Annotated in this window: 12 protein-coding genes and 1 pseudogene; 5 read left to right on the top strand and 8 right to left on the bottom strand. The window is 66.4% G+C overall.

All coding sequences use genetic code 11. The features are described 5' to 3' along the window. Positions 1 to 4: 4 nt before the first annotated feature. From H7F16_RS05935 to H7F16_RS05925, 3 genes are all read right to left on the bottom strand, one after another. Positions 5 to 1,108 carry an ABC transporter substrate-binding protein gene (locus H7F16_RS05935; protein WP_185796672.1) on the bottom strand — a complete coding sequence of 368 codons (1,104 nt, stop codon included), beginning with the start codon at positions 1,106 to 1,108 and terminating at the stop codon, positions 5 to 7. A 259-nt stretch (positions 1,109 to 1,367) separates the two neighbouring features. Next, positions 1,368 to 2,924: a trimethylamine methyltransferase family protein gene (locus tag H7F16_RS05930; RefSeq protein ID WP_185796671.1), complete on the bottom strand. Its 1,557-nt coding sequence runs from the start codon at positions 2,922 to 2,924 to the stop codon at positions 1,368 to 1,370. Between the two features lie 104 nt (positions 2,925 to 3,028). Then, the gene (locus H7F16_RS05925) at positions 3,029 to 4,045 is read right to left on the bottom strand and encodes an NAD(P)H-dependent flavin oxidoreductase (protein WP_185796670.1); all 1,017 of its coding nucleotides are present in this window, start codon (positions 4,043 to 4,045) and stop codon (positions 3,029 to 3,031) included. A gap of 197 nt (positions 4,046 to 4,242) precedes the next feature. Here H7F16_RS05925 and H7F16_RS05920 point away from each other — a divergent pair, with 197 nt between their 5' ends. Continuing rightward, positions 4,243 to 5,880: an MBL fold metallo-hydrolase RNA specificity domain-containing protein gene (locus tag H7F16_RS05920; protein WP_185796669.1), complete on the top strand. Its 1,638-nt coding sequence runs from the start codon at positions 4,243 to 4,245 to the stop codon at positions 5,878 to 5,880. Positions 5,881 to 6,030: 150 nt separating this feature from the next. Beyond that, complete coding sequence (locus tag H7F16_RS05915) at positions 6,031 to 6,918, top strand: DMT family transporter (RefSeq protein WP_185796668.1); 888 nt, start codon at positions 6,031 to 6,033, stop codon at positions 6,916 to 6,918. A gap of 3 nt (positions 6,919 to 6,921) precedes the next feature. Here H7F16_RS05915 and H7F16_RS05910 read toward each other — a convergent pair whose 3' ends face one another. The 3 genes from H7F16_RS05910 to H7F16_RS05900 all read right to left on the bottom strand — a co-directional run bounded on the left by H7F16_RS05910 (position 6,922) and on the right by H7F16_RS05900 (position 11,122). Then, the gene (locus H7F16_RS05910; RefSeq protein ID WP_241741330.1) at positions 6,922 to 8,337 is read right to left on the bottom strand and encodes a bifunctional serine/threonine-protein kinase/universal stress protein; all 1,416 of its coding nucleotides are present in this window, start codon (positions 8,335 to 8,337) and stop codon (positions 6,922 to 6,924) included. 4 nt (positions 8,338 to 8,341) lie between these two features. Beyond that, on the bottom strand, positions 8,342 to 9,082 hold the full coding sequence (locus H7F16_RS05905; protein ID WP_185796667.1) for a metallophosphoesterase family protein: 741 nt from the start codon (positions 9,080 to 9,082) through the stop codon (positions 8,342 to 8,344). 84 nt (positions 9,083 to 9,166) lie between these two features. Further along, positions 9,167 to 11,122 carry a hypothetical protein gene (locus tag H7F16_RS05900; RefSeq protein ID WP_185796666.1) on the bottom strand — a complete coding sequence of 652 codons (1,956 nt, stop codon included), beginning with the start codon at positions 11,120 to 11,122 and terminating at the stop codon, positions 9,167 to 9,169. 234 nt (positions 11,123 to 11,356) lie between these two features. Here H7F16_RS05900 and H7F16_RS05895 point away from each other — a divergent pair, with 234 nt between their 5' ends. From H7F16_RS05895 to H7F16_RS05885, 3 genes are read left to right on the top strand one after another with little or no spacing between them, the layout of a single operon-like run. Next, the gene (locus H7F16_RS05895) at positions 11,357 to 12,580 is read left to right on the top strand and encodes a glycosyltransferase family 2 protein (protein ID WP_185796665.1); all 1,224 of its coding nucleotides are present in this window, start codon (positions 11,357 to 11,359) and stop codon (positions 12,578 to 12,580) included. Further along, the gene (locus tag H7F16_RS05890) at positions 12,580 to 13,524 is read left to right on the top strand and encodes a glycosyltransferase family 2 protein (RefSeq protein WP_185796664.1); all 945 of its coding nucleotides are present in this window, start codon (positions 12,580 to 12,582) and stop codon (positions 13,522 to 13,524) included. Before H7F16_RS05895 ends, H7F16_RS05890 begins: the two co-directional genes overlap by 1 nt. A 2-nt stretch (positions 13,525 to 13,526) precedes the next feature. Further along, positions 13,527 to 13,916 (top strand): GtrA family protein, encoded by a 390-nt coding sequence (locus H7F16_RS05885; protein ID WP_185796663.1) that lies wholly within the window; start codon positions 13,527 to 13,529, stop codon positions 13,914 to 13,916. Between the two features lie 8 nt (positions 13,917 to 13,924). On the opposite strand, the gene H7F16_RS05880 is transcribed toward H7F16_RS05885, so the two are convergent. Both H7F16_RS05880 and H7F16_RS19510 read right to left on the bottom strand, forming a co-directional pair. Then, complete coding sequence (locus tag H7F16_RS05880) at positions 13,925 to 15,646, bottom strand: hypothetical protein (RefSeq protein WP_185796662.1); 1,722 nt, start codon at positions 15,644 to 15,646, stop codon at positions 13,925 to 13,927. A 152-nt stretch (positions 15,647 to 15,798) separates the two neighbouring features. Continuing rightward, positions 15,799 to 16,040: pseudogene (locus tag H7F16_RS19510) on the bottom strand (hypothetical protein); the annotation flags it as partial.

The raw sequence follows: 16,040 nt of genomic DNA, 5'->3' as shown, positions 1-16,040 counted from the left end.
CACATCACTGCACGTTCGCGCCGACGACCGTATCCCAACCGGCCTTCACCGCATCGGCATTGGCGGTCAGCTGGTCCAGCGTCGGGAAGACGGCTTTCGCATAGCCTTCGGCGGGCGGCAGCGCGTCGAGCATCTCTTGCGGCACAACCCCGCGCGCGACCATGTCGTTGAAGCGGATCGGGTGGCAGTAGCCCTTCAGCCAGCCAAGCTGCCCCTCGTCGCTGTAAAGATATTCCATCCACAGCTTGGCGGCATTGGGCTGGGGCGCATAGGCGCTGATCGCCTGCAGGTAGACCCCCGCCAGCACGCCCGACTTCGGCACCACGACTTCAAGGTCGGGGTTCCCCGCCAGCTCGTCACGCCACGACAAGCCGTTGTAGTCCCAGGCGATCACGATGGGCGTCGCCCCCTGCGCGATGGTCCCCGCCTTGCCGATCACCGGAACGAAATTCCCCGCGTCGTTCATCTGCTTGAAAAAGTTCAGCCCCGCCTCCGCAGCCGCCGCACCGGGTTCCGCGCCGGTCGACAGGCCCGCCGCCATCACCCCCAGAATCGCCTGGTTCGACGCTCGCGGGTCGCCCGCCAGCGCCACCGAGGCCGCATATTCGGGCTTGAGCAGATCAGCCCAGTCCTGCGGCACGTTCTGCACAAGCTCCTTGTTCACCACAAAGGCCAGCACGCCGTAATAGTCGCCATACCAATGCCCGTCGGGGTCTTTCACATCGGCGGGGATCGTGTCCCAAGTTGCAACCTTGTGCGGCTGCAACAGCCCCTCGGCCTGCGCCGAAGCCCCGAACGAGAAGCCCACGTCGATCACATCGGGCGCCTGCGGTCCCTTGTTGTCCTTGTTGGCGCGGATCGCCTCCACCTCGTCGGCCGATCCGGCATCGGGGTTCAGCTCGTTCACCGAAATCTCGGGGTATTTCGCCTTGAACCCCTCGATCACCCCGCCGTAATTGCACCAGCTGTGCGGCAGGGCGATGGTGGTCAGCGTGCCCTCGGCCTTTGCCGCAGCCTCGATCTCTTCCAGCGACTGCGCCGAAGCCACCGGCGCGACCAGCAATCCGGCGATCCCCGCCGTTGCCATCAGCGTTTTGCGAAGCGTCATTTCTCTCTCTCCCTGGGTCAAATTCCCGTCCGGCTTTCCCGCAGCCAAGCCGCCCTGCGACCAAAGTCACGCAGCCCGGACCGTATCGGAAAGCTAGGAGAGGATGCCCCCGCTCGGCAAGCATGGATTGCGGCTTGCGCAATCATTTCGGGAGTTTTTTCAAACCCGCCATGACCCGCCCGACAGCGCCGCCCGCCCGTCGCACGGGGCCAGATCAGGCATCGGCTGCGGGGTGGCGACCCGCCTGCGCGGTGGCCTCTCAATACCAGGCGTCCTGCATGCCGGCCTTCCGCCGCTCGATAAAGTCGCGCAGGGCCTCGTCCGTGCCCTCGTCCAGCGGCGGCGCCTCGTATTCGGCAAGCACCTTCTTCCACCGCGCATTGGCCCGCGTCGCGGCATCGACCGACCCTGCCGCCTCCCATTTCTCGAAGGGCTCGTTATCGGCGGTCTGGCTGTCCCAGAAAGCGGTCTCGTAATTGGCCATCGTATGGGCGCAACCGAAGAAATGGTTCCCCGGCCCGACCTCGCGGAACGCGTCCAGCGCCAATTCGTTGTCGTCGATCTTCACCCCGTCCATATAGGAATGCAACGCCCCGCAAAGGTCTGTATCCATTACGAATTTCTCGTAAGACATCGACAGCAGCCCGTCGAGGAACCCCGCCGAATGCAACAGGAAATTCGCCCCGCAATGCACGGCGGCCAGCATCGACATGGTGCTTTCCGTCATCGCCTGCGCATCGGGCAGTTTCGAGGTGGTGAAATTCCCCGAACAGCGCAGCGGCAGGTTCAGCCGCCGCGCAAGCTGCCCGATCACCATCGACCCGATGGCAGGCTCGGGCGTGCCAAAGGTCGGGCTGCCCGACCGCAGCGACATCGACGACAGGAAGTTGCCGAAAATCACCGGCGCGCCGGGCCGTTCCAACTGCGTCAGCGCGCATCCCGCCATCGTTTCGGCAAGCGATTGTGCAATCGCCCCCGCATTGGTCACCGGCCCCATCGCCCCGCCCAGAATGAACGGCACGATGACCGACGCCTGATTGGCCCGCGCATAGGCACGGAACACCGTGGTCATCGTGCCATCCCAGACCAGCGGCGAATTGACGTTGACGTTTCCCATGATGACACAGTTCCGGTCCACGAAATCGGCGCCGAAGACCAGCCGCGCCATGTCGATGGAATCCTCGGCCCGGCTTTGCGCCGTGACCGATCCAAGAAAGGGCCGGTCCGAATAGCGCAGATGCGCGTAGACCATGTCGAAGTGCCGCTTGTTCACCGCAACATCCGTCGGCTCGCACACCGTCCCGCCCGAATGGTGCAACCACGGCGAGGCCTGCGCCAGCTTCACGAAATTCTCGAAATCCTGAAGCGTCCCGTAGCGCCGCCCCTTGTCGAGGTCCATCACGAAGGGAGAGCCATAGGCCGGCGCGAACACCACGTTCCTGCCGCCGATCCGCACCGAACGGGCAGGATTGCGGGCGTGCTGGGTGAATTCGGCAGGCGCGGTCTTCAGCACCTCGCGCAGCATCCCCGGCTCGAACTTGACCAGAAGCCCGTCGATCTGCGCCCCCGCCTTGCGCCACAGCTCCAGCGCCTCGGGATCGTCGCGGAATTCGATGCCCACCTCGGCCAGAATACGGTCGGCGGTGGTTTCGATGCGGATCAGGTTTTCTTCCGACAGGATGTCATAGGTCGGGATGTTGCGGACGATATAGGGTCGCCCCACGCCCTCGGTCCCGTGCATCCGGCTCTCGCGCCGCTGCGTCCGCCCGCTGCGCTGGCGCTTCGTCTCTTGCCCGTCCGGCTGTCCATCGGCCATCGTCGCGCCCTCCCTGCCCTGGTCCAAGGCTAGGACCGCCGCCCGCCCCGTGTATGTCCGGCAGCGACCCCTGACGGTCGGATCGGGACGGTTGCACGCCCCGTTCAGCCGCCCGCGACCATCCGCGCCCCGCCGCGCAGGCAGTCTTGCGCCTCGGCCACCAGACGCGCCAGACGTTCGCCTGCCGGAACCACGGCCTCGATCGCCCCGGCACCCTGCCCGGCATAAAGCGCCATCGCTTCCAGATCGCCGGTCGTCCCGCGCTGCGGCGAATCCGTGCCATAGCGCAGCAGGCGCTGCCCCTCGAAGGTCGCAACCGTCTCGCGCGGCAGATCGGCGGGGTCATGCCCCAGCAGATCAAGGCCAAGGGGCTTGGTCACGCTGTTGGCAAGCACCCGCACCGCAGCATGGGCGGGCCAGTTCAGCACGTAGATATCGGTCAGCACGGTATCGCCCGCCCCCGCTTCGACGATGCGCTGTTTGTGGTAGTCATGCGCGAATGACTCGGGCGTCGCCAGAAAGGCCGTGCCGCATTGCACCCCCTGCGCGCCCATCACCAGCGCCGCAGCCACCGCCCGCCCGCTTGCGATCCCGCCCGAGGCGACGACCGGCACCCCTGCCCCTCGCAACACCTCCTCGAGCAGCGCGAAAGTGCCGACCCGCCCATGCACATGGCCCCCCGCCTCGACCCCTTGGGCAATCAGCACATCGGCCCCCGCGCCCTCGGCCCGCCGCGCGCTTTCGCTGTCGCCCACCTGATGCAGCACCGTGCAGCCCGCCGCCTTCACCCGCCCGATCACCTCGGGCATCACATCCCAGAAAAAAGTGAAGCGCGACACGCCAAGCTCGAGGCATCGCCCGATCTGCCGGTCGAGCAACCCCGCCTCGGTCGCCGACGGAATCACGTTGACCGCGAAACCCCGGTTCGTCGCCGCCCGCAGCGCCGTCACCTCGGCCTCGATCAGGTCGGGGCTTTCGCGCACCATGCCAAGCATCGCAAAGCCGCCCGCATTGGCCACCGCCGCCGCCAGCTCCCACCGCGCGACCCCGCCCATGCCGGCCAAAAGGATCGGAACGTCGCAGCCCAAAAGGTCGCAAAGCGGTGTGTGCAACCGGTTCATGGATGGTCCCTCCGTCAAACGGGCAGTTTTGCCCGACATGCAAAAAAGCGTGCATCAACTGTGCATCGCGTCACCAAGGGTATTGTCGCAGGCTAGCCCGCTTGCCCGCATCTGTAAATCATGCGCCCGGCCCCGAAACTCGCGCTCGCGCCCGGCGCGAATGCTGTTAATCTTTCCCAAAGCAAGGAAGGTTTCCCATGTCCGACCCTAGGCTCAGCTTCCACGGTGCCGCACGCGGCGTCACCGGCTCCTGCTTCCGGCTCCAGACGGCTTCGGGCGAAATCCTCATAGATTGCGGCATGTTCCAGGGGCCAAAGACCGAAAAGGAACTGAACTACCGCCCCTTCCCCTTTGACGCCCGCCGCATCAGGGCGGTGGTGCTGACCCATGCCCATATCGACCACTCGGGCCTCTTGCCCAAACTGGTCCGCGACGGCTTTTCCGGCCCGATCCACGCCACCCCCGCCACCGCCGACCTGTGCGAGGTGATGCTGCCCGACAGCGCCCATATCCAGTCCTCCGAGGTCGAACACCTCAACCGCCGCAAGGTCGAACGCCACAGCCCGCAGGTCCAGCCGATCTATGACCAGGCCGACGCGATGACCTGCCTTGGCCTTTTCGACCACCATCCCTATGGCGACTGGTTCACGGTCCTACCGGATTTGCGCGCGCGCTTCTGGAATGCGGGCCACCTCCTCGGTTCGGCCTCGGTCGAAATCGAACTCGCGGTCGACGGCACAACCCGCCGCCTGCTCTTTTCCGGCGACATCGGCCCCAACAGCAAACTGATGGAACCCGACCCCACCGGACCGGCCGGCGTCGATTACATCATCTGCGAGTCGACCTATGGCGACACCGACCGCGACGACACCACCGCCCCCGCCCGCCGCGCCCTGCTGCGCGACGAGGTTCTGGCCGCCATGAACCCCGAAGGCGTGCTGCTCATCCCCTCATTCGCGGTGGAGCGCGCGCAGGAACTGCTGTCCGACCTGCGCCTCTTGATGGCGCAAGGCGACCTGCCGCGCATTCCGATCTACATCGACAGCCCGATGGCCACCGCCGCCACCCGGGTCTTTGCCCGCCATGCGAAATCACTCGAAGGCGGCAAGACCTTTCTCGAAGGACTGCGCGCCACCGATGTGCATTTCACCGAAAGCGTCGAGCAAAGCATGGCGCTTGACAGGCTTCAGGGCTTTCACATCGTCATCGCGGCCTCGGGCATGTGCGAGGCCGGGCGCATCCGTCACCGGCTCAGGAACTGGCTCTGGCGCGATGCGGCCACGGTGCTTCTGGTCGGCTTTCAGGCCGCAGGCACGCTGGGCCGCATCCTGCAAGACGGCGCCCCCGAGGTGCGGATCCAAGGGCGCGACTATGCCGTGCGCGCGCGCATCCGCTCGATCGACCTTTACTCGGGCCATGCCGACGGGCCTGAATTGCAGGCCTGGATCGAAGCCCGCAAACCCTTGGCCGCGCAGATCTTTCTGGTCCACGGCGAACCCGCCGCGATCGAGGGTCTGGCCGACCGCCTGCGCCCGTCGCTTGGTCCCGATGCCGTCGTCATCCCCGCACTGGACGCGACCTACGCCCTTGGCCCGACCCGCGCCCGCCTGACCGAAGGTGCCGCACCGCGCGTGAACCCGGCCTGCATCGCCTGTGACGACTGGCACAATGACGCCTCGCGCCTGTCCCTCGCCCTGTCCGAGGCGCTGGCCCGCTGCCCGGACGATGCGGCCCGCGCCGAGCTGATCGCCCGCATGGCGGCGGCCCTGCACCCGCAGGCCCCCGACCGGCGTCACAAGCCACGCCCCGAACATCGGCACCGGCACCACCACTAGGGCGCGCCGCTGGAAAAGACCGCAGGCGTCGCGTTGGCGGCGCAGGGTGCCGCTGCTGGCCCAGCCTTTCCTGACGCGACGCGATCCTATCGCCCCGGCCACCAAGGCCCGGCCCCGTCGGGCCGAAACCGCCCCGCAGGTTGACCGACCATGACCACCGCCCCCTCTGCGCCCGTGCTGCGCCGGCTTTTGTGGCCGCTGCTCGCGGCGGCGCTGGTCACAAGCTGGGCTTCGGGCTTCATAGGCATACGCTATGCCAGCGACCATGCGACGGTGTTTCAGGTGCTGTTCTGGCGCAATCTTCTGGCGGGCGCGCTGCTGCTTCTGCCCGCGCTGATGATCGGCCCGCGCATCGGCCTGCGCGCCCTTTTGCAGCAAATGGGGTTCGGCTGCGCCATCATGTTCCTGTACCTTGGCGGTTTCGCCCTTGCCATCGGGCAGCGCGTGCCGACCGGCCTTGTCGCGCTGATCTCGGACCTTGTTCCCCTTGCCATCGCGGTTCTGTCCGCGCCGGTGCTGCGCCAGCCGCTGAAGGGGCGGCAATGGCTCGGAACCGCGCTTGGCGCCGCAGGCGTGGTCATCGCCTCGGCGGGCGGGCTGCGCCTCGGGACCGCGCCGTTTTGGGCCTATCTGCTGACGGTCGCCGCCATGCTGGTCTTTGCCGTGGCGAGCGTGCTGCAAAAGAAGATCGGCGCGGTGCATATGCCTGTGCATCAAAGCCTTGCGATCCAATGCCTGACGGCGGCGGGGCTTTTCGGCATCTGCCTGCATGTCTCGGGCGGACTGGCCCCGCCGTCCGATCCGCATTTCTGGTTCGGCGTCGGCTGGCTGGTGCTTTTCGCCACCTTCTTTTGCTACAGCACCTATTTCATCGCCCTGCGCATCTATCCCGCAGCGCAGGTCAGCAGCGCGATCTACCTCAGCCCGCCGGTGACCATGATCTGGGCCTGGGCACTGTTCGCGGAACCTCTCACCCTGCCCATGGGGCTTGGCCTTGCCGTCACCCTTGCCGGTGTCCGGCTCAGCACGGTGCGGTAGCGCCTAGGCCGCCTCGGCCGCCGCAACGGCCGGCAGACGGATCACCGTGACGCTGCACGACGATTCCGCAACCACCTGCGAGGAAACCGACCCCAAATAGCGGCGCGAGGCGGAATGGCTGCGCGCACCCATCACGATATGGTCCATCTGGTTCTTGGCCGCATGTTCCACGATCGCCTGCGCGGGGTTGGAATGCTCGAGGATGGTAAAGGTCAGCCGCTCGTCAGGCAGGTCGAGGTCTTGCGCCCAGGCCCGCAGCGCGATCAGCCGCGAGACATGCAGATGGTCGCCATCCTCGGTCGTGGTCGGGTCGATCCCGATCCGCGCCGTCTTGATGACATTGACACAAGCCACCCGCGCATCCGGCTGGCTCGACAGCATCCGTTTCACCTGCAACAGCAAAAGCAGGCTCAGCCCCTCCATCTCGGGCGACAGGTCCACCGCGACCATCATGACCGGCGCCTTGCTGATCTGCGCACTCATCCCCGCGGGCGGGGCAAAGCCGCGCAGCTTGCGCATCGCCCGCCAGCGCCGCCAAACGGCAAGGGCACCGTCCTGCTTCATCTTGCGCCCGCGTTCGGTCAGCCGCACCTGCGAGGGATGCTGCAAATCGAACAACATCTGCGCCGCCGACTGGTAGCGTCTGGCGGGGTCCACCTCGAGAGCGCGCAGGATGATCTCTTGCAACCATTCCGGAATGCGCGGGTCGATGGCGCGCGGCGGCACCGGATCGCGCCACAACCGCTTGCGCACGGCCCGCAGCCGCTCGGGCTTGCCAAAGGGCATCTTGCCCGTCGCCCCTTCGTAGATGATCGCGCCCAGCGCGAAGATGTCGCTGCGCAGATCGTCGCGCTGCCGCAGATACTGCTCGGGCGCGATATAGGGAAACGTCCCCATCGGAATGGTGAATTCCTCGTCCAGCAGATCGGGCAACTGGTCGTGCCGCGACAGGCCGAAATCGATGCAGACCATCTCGCCCGTTGGCCGTTGCAGGAAATTCGCGGGCTTCAGGTCCAGATGCACCACATGCTGCTTGTGCAACTCGTGGACGGCCTCGGTCATCCGCGCCGCCGTCTCGATCAGTTCCGACAGCGGCAAAGGTGCCGCATCGAACAGCGCAAGAAGCGAATTGCCCTCGATCTCTTCGGTCACCACATAGGGCATGACCCGAAAATCGCCCACCGCGATCAGCTTGGGCACATAGGGGCCCGACAGGCGCGGCAGGATCATCTGCTCCACCTCGAACCCCACGATGGTCGGCGCGTCATAGCCGTCAAGGATCGTCGGCACCTTCATCACCATCGCCTGTGCGTGGTCGGGATGCGTCACCTTCCAGATCGTGGCGAACCCGCCCTTGTGCAGGCAGGCCCCCAGCGCGAAGCCGTCGATCTCGAGACCCTCGCTCGGGCGTATCATCATGGCGTCACGTCCCCCAGTTCAACCGCATGGCAAGGGACTCGGGCAGACCCGCCGCCCGCAGCTTTCCCACGGTCCTTTGCACGTCATAGGGTACACGGCGGAATGAAAGTTCGTTCTGCGCCAGATCAAGTATCGCGTAATTCGCCTGCGCCACCCCGTCGCGCGGCTGGCCCACCGAACCGACAACCCCCAGCCAGCGGCGCGACCGGATCAGCGGCATCGCCATCCCCGCCACCACCCGCTGGCCCTTGACCCGCCCGCCCATGTCGCAGCTGTAAAGCGCCGGAACATGGCGGTGCCCGACAAGGATCACCCGCGCCTCGGACACGCGGAACGATCCCATCGCGCTGCTTTCGTTGGTGACATAGATCCAGTCCGCCGGATCATTGGCACTGGCATGCACGCACAGAAGCTCGCCCTCCTCGTGCCGCATCGGCAGCCCGGCCAGAAAGGTCTTGTGGTCCTCCGACAGCAGGGGCCGCGTCCAGTTGATCGCCCGCAACGCCGTGACATTCAGATGCTCGTCGCTTCGCCCCACCGCGCTGTCATGGTTGCCCTTGATGCAAAAGGCCCCCTCATCGACCAGCCGCATCACCCGTTCGACACACCAGACAGGGTCCGGCCCGTAGCCGACGATATCGCCAAGGCAGATGATCCGGTCGAGCTTGCGCGCCGCGACATCGGACAGAACGGCTTCGAACGCCTCGCGGTTGGCATGAATATCCGTCAGGATCGCGATCCGCATTGCACCCCCGCCCCCTCGCTTTGGCCGAAAGCCTAGAAGCGACCCCACCCCGGCACAAGTGCGCGCCCTGTCGCAACCGCCCCCTCAGCGCAGGTCGGCGCAGCGGTAAAGGTTGTAGAACCCCCTTGGCTTGCCCGGCACATAGACGGGCCGCGCATCCTTGGGCGGCACCGGCATACCCGAGGCGGGCACATCGAACCCCGGTTGCCAGCGCAGATGCGGCACATCGGGCAGATCGGCCCGCAGGACAAGCACGTCAAGCTCGGGCAAGGCGCGGCAGACATCGGCAAGCTGCGCCCCTCTGGCCGGCCCCTCGAACAGCGGGTCGGCACGTTGCGGGCAAAAGGCGTCCGGCTCGAGCGCGAAATCCGAGGTGTTCAGCCGCCGCAGCACCGCAGCACGCCGCGCATGTTCGATCGCCGTTCCCCGAAAGAACATCGACCCCGCCGCCTGATAGCATGAAAAATAGCTGGGCTGCCGCAGCCGGAACCACAGGAATTCAAGCCCCCCCTCCCAATAGACGGTCTTGCCTTCGGTGGCCGCCACAAAGGCCGGATCGACCGGCGCCGCTCCCGTCAGAAAGGCCATGCGATTGGTGCGCTGGTCCGCCAGCAAGCCCGCCCAGACCGCCACGCCCAAGGCCAGAACCGGCAGCACGACACCGATCTGCCGCCCGCGCCGCGCGGCCAGCACCAACAGCGCCCCCCCCGCCAGCACAAGCGCCACGCGCTGCAACACGTCAAGCACGGTCAGAAGCCTTGGCTGCAAGGCGACGGCGGCGACCTCTCCAAGAAACAGCAAGGTCGCAACCGCCGCAAAGGCGGAGCCGCCGATCCGCGCCGCCGAATGGAACCACCGCCCCCCCCCTGTCGCGGCCAGCGTGCAAGCCGATGCCAGCGCAAAACCGGCCGAGGCAAAGGGCATCACCGCAATGCCGAAGCGCGCCTCGCACAGGTTCACGACCACCGCCGCCAGAAAAAGCCCGCGGCTGCCCCCTTCGCGCGGCAACAGCGCATAGGCGGCCGGAACCAGACAGTTTCCCGCCAGCGTCAACAGCCAGAGGCCCCGCCAGAGTTGCAGGTTCAGGAAAAGAAGGTTCATCAGAACTTCGCCCGCAAGCCAGCTCGTCAGCACCAGCGCGGGGCAAAGCAGCAGCACCGCCCGCGCCAGACGCGCCTGCATCGGCGTGCCGCGCAGCGCGACCAGCCCGCACGAGACCACCGGAAACACCAGAAGCAGGCAGGCAGGCAGAATCCAGTTCTGCACCAGCGCCGCAGGGGTCCGCACCTGCACCACGCCGAACCATTCGGCATCCATCCGTTGCAGGATGCGCACAAAAGGATCGATGCCGGCAAAGGCCAGCGCCAGCACCGCGCCCAGACCAGCCGCCGCAACGGCCAGCAAGACGGTCAGACGAAAGCGCAGCACCGCCACCAGTGCCAGCGTCGGCAGCGTCATGATCGGGTGCAACGCAAAGGCGCAGACCAGCAGCACCCCGGCCGCAAGGTTGCGACCCAGACAGATGGCCGCAATGGCAAAGAAGCTGGTCGCCTCGACGTAAAGCCTTGGGCTTACGCTGGATTCCCCGTAGTGCAAGGCGCCCGGATTGTAGATCGGCACAAGCGCTATGACCGCAAGAACCGCCGCCGCCGCCGCGCTTCCGCTTGCAAAGATCGTCCGCGCCAGAACCCACAGCCCCGAAAGCCACAGGGCATAGCCGACGACCAGCGCCACCAGATGCGCCCGGCTTTCTCCCAATGCCGCGACAAGGGGCGCATAAAGCGCCGAGGACACCGAATACCCGTCCTGCGAGCCATAGGCAAAGAACAGGTCGGCCGCATAGCGCGCAGGCTCCAGCCGGTGCAGGGCCTGCACCAGATAAAGCTGCGCGTCATGGACATAGCCTTCATAGGGGCGCGTCACGGCCCAAAGTGCCACGACCAGAAGCGCGCAGACCGCAGCCCGCACGACACCGCCCCCCATGTCCGGCGCAGGCGGTTCGCCCCGGGCCGGTCCGATGCTTTGTGCAGGATGTGCCAAGGCGCCACCGCCCCTTCATGAACCTTAACGCAGCGGACGCTATCCGCAGGCCACAGCGCCCGCCAGTGCTTTCCGCCCCGCCCTGCCACGCCTGTCGCGCGACCTGAGTCCCTATTGCCACGCCCGCCGCCCGGCCGACTTGCCCGACTTGAAAACGCCGCAACGAAGCGCGTAACCTTTCGATGCATCCGAAAGACGGGCGCTGCAAGAGTTTCCCGCGAAAGGCTTCAGTCGATGAACACCAATCCGGCCTGGCCCCTCGATGTGTCCATCGTCATGCCCTGCCTCAACGAAGAGCTTTCGCTTCCCCATTGCATCGCCAATGCCACCGAGGCGCTTGACCGGATCAAGGCGGAATACGGCCTTTCGGGCGAGATCGTGATCGCCGACAACGGCTCGACCGATGGCAGTCAGGCGCTTGCGGCATCCTTGGGCGCGCGCGTCGTCGATGTGGCCGAAAAGGGATACGGGGCCGCCATCATCGGCGGCTTCACCCAGGCGCAGGGGCGCTTTCTTGTCATGGGCGATGCCGATGGCAGCTACGATTTCCGCGACAGCGTGGCGATGATCGGCAAACTCCTCGACGGGGCCGAGCTGTGCATGGGATCGCGCTTCAAGGGTGGCATCAAACCGGGCGCCATGCCGTGGAAGAACCGCTATATCGGCAATCCGGTCCTGACCGGCATCCTGAACCTGTTCTTCCGCAGTGGCGTCGATGATGCCCATTGCGGCCTGCGCGCCATCCGCAAAGACACCTTCCTGAACCTTGGCCTGTCCGGCACGGGGATGGAATTCGCCAGCGAAATGCTGATCAAGGCCAGCCTGCGCGGCGTGCGGATCGACGAGGTTCCCGCCACCCTGTCGCCCGACCTGCGCGACCGCCCGCCGCATCTGCGCCCGTGGCGCGACGGCTGGCGGCATCTGCGCTACCTGCTGATGCTCAGCCCGACCTGGCTTTTCGGCCTGCCAGCGATGATGTCGATGGCGGCGGGCCTTGCGCTTCTGGCTGTCGCATTGCTGCAATACCTCGTTCCGGGCACGGCGCCGCAGATCGGGTCTTACTGGACCCTGCTCGGCTCGGCGCTCGTCTCGATCGGGCATCTCTCGTTCCTGCTGGCGCTTTCGGCGCATCTTTACGGCATCCGCGCGGGATACCGCGCCCCGACAGGTGTGACGCGCCTCGCCGCACGGGTCGCCAATCTGGAAACCATGCTGCTTTCGGGGCTTGGCCTCTTCGGCCTCGGGGCGGTGATCCTCGGCTTTGTCTATCTGCAATGGATCAATCGCGATTACCAAAGCCTCGCCAACGTGCTTTTGCCCACGCTCGGCACGCTGTGCCTGACGCTCGGGATGCAGAACATGCTGGGCGGCTTCCTTCTCGCCATCATCGGCGGGCACAAGGCCAGCTTCTTCGAACGCGCCCCCGACACGGCCGGACCCGGCAAGGGCCGCGCCTGATGACCCCTTGGCTCAGTGTCGCGATGCCGCTGCACAACGGCGCAAGCCTTTTGCCCGCGACACTGGAAAGCGCCGCCCGCGAAAGGCCCGAAGGCGTGGAATTCATCCTGTTCGATTCCAGCCCCGACCCCGGGCCGACATGCCGCATCGCCGAAAGCTATTCGGGCCGTCTGGCCTTGCGCTGGGTCGCAACACCAGAGATCGTTTCCTGGACGGCCAAGACCAACCGTGCCGTCACCGAAGCCCGCGCCCCCCATGTCTGCATGCTGCATCAGGATGATCTCTGGCTTCCGGGCCATCTCGCCTCGGTCCGCGATGCGATGGGCCGCGCCCCCGATGCCAGCCTGTCGGTCGGGCCGTCGCAGTTCATCGACGATGCGGGCCGCGCGATCGGGGCATGGAACCTGCCTTTCGCCACGGGTTCCCAGACGCCCGATACTGTGCTTTCGGCGCTGATCGTGCAGAACTCCATCGCGATCCCCTCTCCGGTGATCCGCCGCGACCACTGGATCGCCTGCGGCGGGCTGGATGACGCGCTCTGGTATACGGCGGATTGGGATCTTTACCTGAAGATCGCCCGCCAAGGGCCTTTCTTCATTCGGGAAAAAGCAACCACGGCCTTCCGGCTGCACGGCGCGTCGCTGACGGTCAAGGGGGCCAAAGATGCCGCCGCCTTCCGCGACCAACTCGAACGCGTGCTGGCGCGGCACCTGCCCCATCTGCCCGCAGCGCAGGCGCGGCGCGACACACGCCTTGCCCGTGCCTCGGTCGAGGTGAACTGTTTTCTCGCCGCCGCCCTGCACAAGGCCGAAAGGCATCCGCTGCGGCTTGTGGCGATGCTGCTCGGCCTTGGCCCTGCCGGCCTTGCGCGCTACCTGCACCGCTCGCGGCTGGTCGACAGGGCGCTGCCGCGCCTGCGTCTCAAGCGGCTCGGCGGGATCTGACCATGCAGGCGCTCGACAACCGCAAACTCCGCTACCTGCTCGGCGCGGGTCTTTGCGCCGCGATCAACAACGTCATCCTGATCGGCGGCGATGCCTTGGGCTTCGGCTATGTCGGGCTTTCGGTCACCTGCTTTCTGGTCACAGGCACCTTCGCCTATGCCTTCCACGCCCGCTTCACCTTCCGGCAGGACCTGCGCTGGAAATCCTATCTGCTCTACATGTTCGGCATCTTCTTCGGCCTGCCCGTCTCGGTCGCGCTGATGCACGTGCTTTACGACATGGTCGGTCTGCCGATGTGGATCGCCGCGCCGACGCTGACGGTTCTGATGGTCGTCTACAATTACGCCGTCACGAAACTCGCCACCACCTTCAACCGTGGCGCCCGTCGCTGAGGCCCGCGTCAGGGCAAGATCCAGCACCCTTCCGCTTCCAGCAGGCGCGCCGCTTCCACGTTCTTCGCTTCGGTCCCGGGCCGGGGCGCGACACCGTAATAGGCCGCGATCCCGCCCAGCATCGCCGCACCGGCAAAGGCAACCGTCGGGCCTGATGCGCAAATCGCCGCGCGCCCCTCGGGCTTCAGCCCTTCGCGCAGCAAAAGCACGGGGCGATGGTCAAGCGCGGGCGGATTGAACACCAGATCAGCTGAAAAGGGCACATCGGCCACCCCCACCACGACGTAATCGGCATCGGTCGCCAGCAGCGCCGCCCGCGTCTGGGCATAGGGGGCATAGAACCGGTGCGCCATCCACGCCTGCAAGGGCAAAAGGACGACCGCCGTCAAAACGGTGGCCGACCGGACATAGCCGCGCCACGCCACGCCATCGCCCCGCACCTGCCGCCATCCGTAAACGGCAAGCAGAACCATATTGCCGATCAGCCCGTGCAGATAGCGATAACCGAAGCCATGCCCCTGATAGGGCAGGATCACCGCCATCGCGAACACCGTCAGACCGACCCCGCCCGCCAGCGCCAGCGCCATCGGCTCCTTGCGGATCAGCGGCAGGGCCAGACAGCACAGCGGCACCAGCAGCACATGCTGCCATGCCACGAAGCGCAAAAGGTTCGCCCCCATCTCGGACAGGCCAAGCCCGTCGCGTTGCGCGAAAAGTCCGGCAAGGCGCGACAGGAAGCCAAGGCCCGCTTGCGGCGCTGCCGCAGCGCCCTCTGTGACCATCGGCCCGACCAGATGCGGCCACCAGAGCCAGAAGCCGCAGATGCCGCAATAGGCGACGAAAAAGACCGCGCCACGCCGCCAATCCCTGCGCGCCACCAAAAGCAGCACCGGCAGCGCGAAAAGCGGATGCGGCAAGGGCTGGTGCAGGCCGGTCGCCACGAAAGCCGCAAGGATGGCCCCCAGATCGCCCCGCGCATCGCCGCGCAGCAAAAGCGCCAGCCAGACCAGATTCAGCGCCAGATGCGCGGTCGTGGCATAGCTCGTCATCGCATTCACAAGAACCGCGCCCGAGGTGCAGTAAAGCACAAGCGCGATTGCCAAAGCCCCGCTGTCTTGCGGCCACAGACGCCGGACGCAGCGCCACAGCGCAACCAGCCCGACAGCCGAAAGCACCGGGCTTGCAAGCGCCTGCATATCGAACACCGCAAAGACGGCGCGTATCGCCGAATTCATCGGCAGATAGCTGGAAATCCACGCAACACGCTCTTGCGCCGTATACATGAACAACAGGTTCAGCGCGGCGGCATTCTCGCGCCACATCGCGGCCAGCGGCTCGACCAACCGGCCTTGCGCGAAAACCACGGCGTCAAAGGTCGCCATCTGCTCGTCGCGGCTCATGTCATAGCCCATCAGCAGGAAGCGGTGGCCCAGCCACCCGCCCAGCACCAGCAGCGCGGCCAGCGACAGAACCAGCCCGCCGCCGACCGGCACAGGTGGCCCGCCCCCGTCGCGCAAACGCACCGCGGCGAAACGGGCGATGACAAGCCCCAGCGTCAGCAAGGGAATATCCTGCCGCAGCAGGAACCATTGCGTCAGGAACGACAGCCCCCCCAGCCGCAACAGCACCACCCCCACCAGCAATAGCCCGAGGCCCAGCCCCATGGTCAGTTTGAGATAGCCGCGCTTCGCCTCAGGCAGGCCCGCCGCCGCCCCACTCGTCCTGACCATGCAACCTGCCCGCCTTTGCCACCTTCATCCCGCGGCAAATCATTCCCGATCCGCGCGCGGCTTTCCAGCGCCATATGCACCGACCCTAGCCGATGGCATCCGTAAAGGCCCGGGCGGCGGGGCGCGGGCGGCCCGTCAACCGCCCGCTTTCGTCACGCGCAGGACGCCCGCCCCTGCGGTGCCTGCATCCATCCCCACAGGGCCTTCGCCTCTCTCGCGGTAAGGCTTCTGCGTGCGGCGGGTCCGTAGGCTTGGAAGTTTGCGTCCGCGAGCATGGGGAAGAGGGTCAGGATTTCGTCTTTTGCCTCTTCGGCGAGGGCGCCCCAGCCTTGCTGTCCGGGGTGGAAGGATTCCGACGGTGCGCCTTCGGCATAGACGATCTCGTGCGTGTCGA

The organism is Paragemmobacter straminiformis, from assembly GCF_014243445.1.
Lineage (GTDB): Bacteria > Pseudomonadota > Alphaproteobacteria > Rhodobacterales > Rhodobacteraceae > Paragemmobacter > Paragemmobacter straminiformis.
The sequence above is the reverse complement of the archived record's forward strand: the minus strand, read 5'-3'. Positions and strand labels throughout refer to the sequence as shown.

Excerpts from the sequence above, each read along its gene's own strand:
- H7F16_RS05935 (WP_185796672.1), bottom strand. The coding sequence starts at position 1,108 with ATGACGCTTCGCAAAACGCTGATGGCAACGGCGGGGATCGCCGGATTG.
- H7F16_RS05930 (WP_185796671.1), bottom strand. The coding sequence starts at position 2,924 with ATGGCCGATGGACAGCCGGACGGGCAAGAGACGAAGCGCCAGCGCAGC.
- H7F16_RS05925 (WP_185796670.1), bottom strand. The coding sequence starts at position 4,045 with ATGAACCGGTTGCACACACCGCTTTGCGACCTTTTGGGCTGCGACGTT.
- H7F16_RS05920 (WP_185796669.1), top strand. The coding sequence starts at position 4,243 with ATGTCCGACCCTAGGCTCAGCTTCCACGGTGCCGCACGCGGCGTCACC.
- H7F16_RS05915 (WP_185796668.1), top strand. The coding sequence starts at position 6,031 with ATGACCACCGCCCCCTCTGCGCCCGTGCTGCGCCGGCTTTTGTGGCCG.
- H7F16_RS05910 (WP_241741330.1), bottom strand. The coding sequence starts at position 8,337 with ATGATGATACGCCCGAGCGAGGGTCTCGAGATCGACGGCTTCGCGCTG.
- H7F16_RS05905 (WP_185796667.1), bottom strand. The coding sequence starts at position 9,082 with ATGCGGATCGCGATCCTGACGGATATTCATGCCAACCGCGAGGCGTTC.
- H7F16_RS05895 (WP_185796665.1), top strand. The coding sequence starts at position 11,357 with ATGAACACCAATCCGGCCTGGCCCCTCGATGTGTCCATCGTCATGCCC.
- H7F16_RS05890 (WP_185796664.1), top strand. The coding sequence starts at position 12,580 with ATGACCCCTTGGCTCAGTGTCGCGATGCCGCTGCACAACGGCGCAAGC.
- H7F16_RS05885 (WP_185796663.1), top strand. The coding sequence starts at position 13,527 with ATGCAGGCGCTCGACAACCGCAAACTCCGCTACCTGCTCGGCGCGGGT.
- H7F16_RS05880 (WP_185796662.1), bottom strand. The coding sequence starts at position 15,646 with ATGGTCAGGACGAGTGGGGCGGCGGCGGGCCTGCCTGAGGCGAAGCGC.